Source organism: Psychrobacter pasteurii (genome assembly GCF_900162815.1).
Taxonomy (GTDB): domain Bacteria; phylum Pseudomonadota; class Gammaproteobacteria; order Pseudomonadales; family Moraxellaceae; genus Psychrobacter; species Psychrobacter pasteurii.
Genome location: NZ_FUGD01000060.1, coordinates 43,511 through 49,773, shown reverse-complemented (window position 1 = coordinate 49,773; position 6,263 = coordinate 43,511). Strand labels below are relative to the sequence as shown.

Genomic DNA, 6,263 nt, shown 5'->3' with positions numbered 1-6,263 from the left:
AGCTAAAATTAAGTTGCCCAGCTATCTGGCTACAGCGCTGGGACTTACCCTCATAACTTAAGTAGGAGCCTGCTTTGACTCGAGTGATAAACTTGTAATCATGCTCATCCCATTGACGCATGTGATAGGCTGAGTCAGCTTCTCTATCGATAATATGAATTAAAGGTTTATCAAATCCTTGCTGCTCTAAATATTCAATGCGTGTGGTTAATTCATTAAGATGGGTTTGTTTGGCAGGAGTGTCCTGATAACTACTATGAACGCCATTAGCTGTTACAAGATTCTGAGCAGGCGTTGCTATAGGACTGCCATTGATATCGCTAACTAATACGCTTGATTGTAATTCATAACCAACATCTAAGTTATGTGTCATCGCATAGGTGTCTTGTTTATTGTGCTGCGTAAGTGACAGACGCGACCAGTCGTGCATTACTAGCCCATAGCGTTTGCAGTCCTCTCGACATCCTTGTAAGCTGTTTTCAAGTAACGGCTTACTAAGCTCTTGATAGCTGATGTTGTCATTATGCACAAATCGCCATAACGCTTGGGTCTGAGCAAAACTGCTTTTAGTATCCATAGTTGCTTTCATACCAGCATGTAGATAACCGTTTGGGTGAGTGTGATTGTGTACGAGTTGTTGATATCGTTTAATAAGTCTCGTATCTAGGATCATTTTCTCTATACCATACTGCGCTATTTTATCAAATTTATGCTCAATGATAAATTGTGTAGATACCTATGCCCTGAAGTGGGTGGTTTTACGGCGACTAGTGATAAACCCGAATGTGGGTTTGCTTATTACGACTTAAATCCTGACCTGAGGGGCTAGAAAATGGAGTACGTGTATGAGTCTTAGCTATATTCTCAGACTGTGACTGCTCGAAGGCATGCTGACCTGCGGCATTGAGTCGAACAAAGGTTAATTGGGTAGCGATAATTTTTCGATCACTGACAAAATTATTGATATTACTATCAGCAATATTGCAGTAGCTCTTAGGATTTATAAGCGCCTTGCCAGCCGTCATTATTTTTACAGTAGAGGCGCTATAAATTGCGGAATACAGCTTTGGTTGATAACACACTGTATATTCTGTCAGTACTGAGTCGGCCTCCTCTTTTGCTAGATAACCAAAAGGCCCAGACTCGGCAATTAATAAGCCCAGTTGCTTTTTATCTTGAGCCAGCTTTTCTAACTGCCTCAGTGGGGCATCAGATGCTTGAAATAACAACTGATTGACCTGAAAAGTTGTGGTCAAATCCAAAGAGGTCCTAGTACTTCTTAAAGCAATAAGGCTAGCGCTGGCCATTAATAACATAACAAACAGCACTATCATTAATACCGCCCCTTGTTGTTCTTGGCCATTGAGGGCATAACTCATTAGAGAGCTGCGCTGGAGGTTAAGATTTTCAGCCTTTTTCATTGTCGTCTTACCATCACTGGCTTAGCCGACTATTTCTCAGCGTTATCACCCTTTGTAGGGTTCGGCGTATATAGTGAGGTGTTTTTTCTCTGATTTGATACTCTGCTCCTTGCAGAGTAAAACTGGATTTCATAGTTTTATCGTTTTCTGTACCTACCTCACCAATCCCTCGGCCTATAATTCCTAGCTCAACCGCCACAATAGGCGCATCATAAACATAGCTTGAGGCAAAGGGCACCTTACTTTGACTCGAAGAACGTTTCGACAGATAAGTATCAATAGGCATATAAGCCAATCCCTGAGCAAGCTTAACCCCCAACTTAACTGAGAAGTAATCGACTCTATTAATCAGCACCACCCCATTATCGCCAAAACCTTTAATAGTCAGACTATCGGTAGTTATGTTGTTGGCACTTTGACTCTCATTTAATGAATAGCTACCGGCATCACAGGCCAAGACAATGGCCAACGCTTTGGTTTCTTTATCGGCACGCTGATTGTCTGTACGCGTAAAATAGCGCTCAATAATCATATCGCCTTTATTAACCCTCTTACCTTCACAGTCATAGCTGTCAAAGGCAGCACGGTATTGTATGGTCAACTGGTCACTGGTTATAGGGGCTATCAGATTACTAGGGCCGGCTCCACTTTTTGTTAAAAGCCTAGGCTCAATACCACGTATTCCTCTTAAGTTACCTACTTTAAACGGCTTGCCCGCTAAACTTAATTGGGAGCTATCCTCAGATCCGGTAAACACAATCCCTGTCCCGGCCGTTTGTTGTCGCATGGAATTTGAAGCACCTAAATTAGCATGGGCAACTTCTTTGGCCATCGCCGTAAATCCAAAAACAGCTGCATCTTGAACTTCAGAGAAAGAACGTTGCACCTTTTGAGTGGTCATGCTGTGGGCAAAAAGCTGAAAGGCCGCAGAGGTTATTACCAAACCTAGACTCAGGGATAGCATTAATTCTACTAAAGTAAATCCTTGCTCAGTTAGCTGAGCTTTGGTCTCATATTTGTATGGGACTCTGGCTAAAGCTTTATTACAAGGCTCTTTAGTATTGAATTCATAAGGCATCAGTTAATCTCAACGAAAACACAATCAGCTTGGTTTACATAACTACCATCTGCTTTAAGACAGCGGGTTAAGTCACCAGGCTCATGGCCCTCTTCATTATTAACACTTCCCTGACTCCCTACTATGGTCTCTCTCCAAGCCACAACTAGACACTTCGACTGGGAACTGCCCTTCACTATGGGACAATCAATCATGCCGAGCCTGAAGCCTTGACTAATTGCTTGCTGTTTTAAGTTTGCGACATCATTTTGTGCCACTTGTTCTGCACTGCATCCATTGCTGTGTAGACAATCCATAGTTGCAATGCGCCCTGTGGCATTAAAATGTTCTTGGTAAACGCTAAAGTCCTGCAGCTGACTATTGGCTCTTATGCGCTCTGAAGACTCACTCAATATCATCAACCCCTGTAAGCGCATCATTGAGCGATTCATATTACTCATAGCCTGACTTTGCAAAACAGCATAGCCCAAAGCAGCACTACTAAATAAGAATAGAGCCATCAAGACTTCCATAAGGCCTAGCCCATGCTGCTGTTTAAAGCCATAAAATGATTGCGAGCCCCTGCCCATTGGCAACTATCCCTATAGTGGTGGGTATTTATCTTAATAGTGGCTAGTGGGAAATAATTACGAATAGTATAAAGCTTAATCTACAACATTAAGTGGTTAAACAAAAAATACAGTTAAGTTAAATTAAATATTATAATAACTAACTTTGATGACAAAAGGGGATTTATTTACCGTGAGATACACAATAAGCTCTGATTTTTGTATCAGGAAAAGTCCGAGTCATGGTGCTAGCAATGGCTGCTAAGGTCGCTCCAGTGGTCACCACATCATCAAATAATAACAACCGTGTCACAGGAGGCTTTGCGTTGATATTAAAAGTGTTGTTTATATTAGCTTGACGCTCATGCCTATCTAAACCCTGCTGACTGGTCACATCATCAATACGACTTACCCCATGCCATAAGGGAATTTTCCAGTGCTTAGATAAATAATAAGCCAATACTGATACAGGGTCATAACCCCGCTTTCTCAGCCGATTTGAGGTGGTTGGTGTGGGTACAATGACACTATTGGTTGCATGGCAACCTTTAGGTCTGGGAAGCTGCTGTATGGCATGCACCAATACCGGCAAAGCATCGACCTGCTCTTTATATTTAAAAGCAATGATAGCCGCACGAATATAGCTGACATGCGCAGCGGCTGATTGGATAGGTAAAGTAAGTGGCTGTGCTAATTGATTAACAAGAGTATTATTATTCTCAACAGATATGAGATGCTGCAACAGATCAGGCTGCCAATGAATCCCCTCATGACACGCCTGGCAAATGATTGACGAAAAAAAAGAGGGCTTAAATTTTAAGCCCTCTTTTTTTGAAACCGCAGGATTACTATGACAGACACAACAAGCACTTTGTAGATATTGTACCCGCCACATACCAAGCTGGTAAAAGGCAGGCACAGTGTGTTGCAAAATTTGCTGAGTGACAGTCAATGACCTCTATAATCCCTTCCAATCGTTTAAAGAAAGACCAACACCGACCGCCGTGGTCTCTTCGTTATAGTCAATGATTGACTCTCCATAACCATGGAAAAGCTGGATAAAACCATGTACATCACGCGATAGGGGCAAAGTATAATCTAACTGTAGAGCACCTTTTTCGGTATCAAAGTTATAACGGCCTGTTGCTGATAAGGTCTCTCCTCGACCGAAGTCATATAGTGCTTGAAGCTCCCCGTGACCATAGTAATCTGTGATATCAGGGTTGTCACTAGACTTAGAGCTGTCTTTTTCTTTGACATGCGTCCAAATCTTAGGGATGACACTAAGCTTGCCCCACTCAGCGCCGCCCATTAAATATAGACGGTTCCAAGAACGTGACCAAGGATCAGACTGACCATTCGAGTGGTGAATGGCCCCTGCACCCAACATACGCAAACGACCATTAAAAGGTAAGTCCGCTTTTACGGGCTGAGTAATAAATACCTCAGGCATATAATCGGTGGCTCTAAAAGGACGTGAGTGCTCTTCGTTATACACCTGCCAATGCATTTGCTGGGTATACCCAAACCAAACATCCGCGTTGGTATCGAACACGTCTTCTAAAATCTTAGTCTTTAAAGAAATCTGCGCTTTAAGCTCTAACCTATCGTCATACTTATTTTGATAGTCTATAAGCTCATCAGCGTTAGGATCTTGAGTAGGCGTTTTTGGGTGACGATTGGGATCATACTGAACATAGGCTGGCAGCAAGTAGATCGGATTATGAGGTCTAACTGTCCAAGTACCTTGCTCGCTATTTTTATCTAAGTCATAAGCCAGACTCAGTGGCGTGTAAGCGGCAAAATCATCAACCGTAACACCTGCTTTGGCCAATCGTTCATTACCAACAGCAGTCGGTGCACCAGGTGATTTTACACCCTCTGCTTCAGCTGCTAACTCTGACTCTTCATCCTCCTCAGCTGCAAAAACTGCAGTGGGACGGAAGTCACTAAAGCTAGCCTTGACGCTTCCAGCCAAATCCAGAGGTACTTTTTCACGACCTACAGTAACTTCTTCTCCAGCGGTAACTTTGTCATAACACGCCAAACGAGCTGCTGCTAATTTCAAATCAGCACATCTCATAAAGGCATCAACAGCCACTTGCTGGGCGTTGTTTGAGTCTATTGCAACCGATGCTGAATCACCAGTCTCGGCAGAGGCAGCACTAAAGGTTAGTGGCGCGCAACAAACTGCCGCAACAGAAAGGGTCAAAAACTTAAGTTTTGAAGAAGACAGTCTCGACGTCTGTACTAATGCCGGCAAAGTAATCATGCGCATTCCTGATAAATAGGGTAAAAGAATCATTATACTGTTAAAGATAAAGAAAACTATTAACTAAAAATAATACTACTCTCTATAAGTGACTAAGCAATGACTAATATGAAAAGCTAGAAGTCACAAAAATAGTGAGCAAAATTGTAATTGAAAAATTAAGTACACCCAATAAATAAATCCAAATTGGGCCTATTGGAAACGCTGGCCTCTATGCTCTATCCAACCATGCTGGTGACGAGCGGCCGGATCATGATGCGTCCAGTGTACCACCCCACCTTGTTGGTTATACTCATACTGCCCATAAAAGACCACATCATCTCCCTTTTGTAGGGCATCAATTCTTGGGGCCAAATCAATATTATGAGCCATAAGCACGGTATGCTTAGGCTGAACCCCTTCTAATTGAACAATGAAGCGTTGATGACGGCTGCCTTCATTATCGTCAGCCAGCACTGCTACTACCTTACCACAGCCTTTCACTTGTACCGCAGATCGCTGCTGATCAAAAGCTTCCATAATCACACTATTACGGCAAGTCATGGGCAATGCGTTAAGATCTTTAGCGTCAGCAACAGCAGAGGGGTTATCTAAGTTTATCTCAATCTTGCTAAGCTTGGAACTGCTGTCTAACGAGCCTATCGTTTCCCCAGTATTAGGTTCACAAGCACTCAATACCAGACCAGAGCTTAACACTAATGCTAGCCCAAGCTTAGCAATCAAATATTGAAACTTACGGTTGCCATTTTGATTAGCTTTTCTAATATGACAACGGTCATGTACCAGATTATTTTTCACAGTCATTGCCTTCAAAGATAACGTGTTAAGCAATATAGTGTAAAATTATGTACTTATCAAGTAATAACAAGTTAAGGCTTCATGCCTAATAGTTTTAACTTAACCTGTTACTTAAGGGCAATAAGAAGGCGTGCTATTTTGAAGCA

At 42.4% G+C, this 6,263-nt stretch carries 6 protein-coding genes and 1 pseudogene; all 7 read right to left on the bottom strand.

Going from position 1 to position 6,263, the window contains the following annotated elements; translation table 11 throughout:
- Nucleotides 1–673 (bottom strand): annotated as a pseudogene (locus tag A1232T_RS03955) (transposase); the annotation flags it as partial.
- 94 nt (nt 674–767) lie between these two features.
- Nucleotides 768–1,421, bottom strand: coding sequence for a pilus assembly PilX family protein (locus A1232T_RS03950; protein ID WP_077448161.1), 654 nt, complete (start codon nt 1,419–1,421; stop codon nt 768–770).
- A 13-nt stretch (nt 1,422–1,434) separates the two neighbouring features.
- Nucleotides 1,435–2,499 (bottom strand): prepilin-type N-terminal cleavage/methylation domain-containing protein, encoded by a 1,065-nt coding sequence (locus A1232T_RS03945; protein ID WP_077448160.1) that lies wholly within the window; start codon nt 2,497–2,499, stop codon nt 1,435–1,437.
- On the bottom strand, nt 2,499–3,068 hold the full coding sequence (locus A1232T_RS03940; RefSeq protein ID WP_077448159.1) for a type IV pilus modification PilV family protein: 570 nt from the start codon (nt 3,066–3,068) through the stop codon (nt 2,499–2,501). Before A1232T_RS03940 ends, A1232T_RS03945 begins: the two co-directional genes overlap by 1 nt.
- Before the next feature lie 163 nt (nt 3,069–3,231).
- The gene (locus A1232T_RS03935) at nt 3,232–3,942 is read right to left on the bottom strand and encodes a ComF family protein (RefSeq protein WP_244152364.1); all 711 of its coding nucleotides are present in this window, start codon (nt 3,940–3,942) and stop codon (nt 3,232–3,234) included.
- Nucleotides 3,943–4,005: 63 nt separating this feature from the next.
- On the bottom strand, nt 4,006–5,319 hold the full coding sequence (locus tag A1232T_RS03930; RefSeq protein WP_077448157.1) for a phospholipase A: 1,314 nt from the start codon (nt 5,317–5,319) through the stop codon (nt 4,006–4,008).
- 192 nt (nt 5,320–5,511) lie between these two features.
- Complete coding sequence (locus tag A1232T_RS03925; protein WP_244152363.1) at nt 5,512–6,117, bottom strand: DUF3465 domain-containing protein; 606 nt, start codon at nt 6,115–6,117, stop codon at nt 5,512–5,514.
- Between the last annotated feature and the right edge of the window lie 146 nt (nt 6,118–6,263).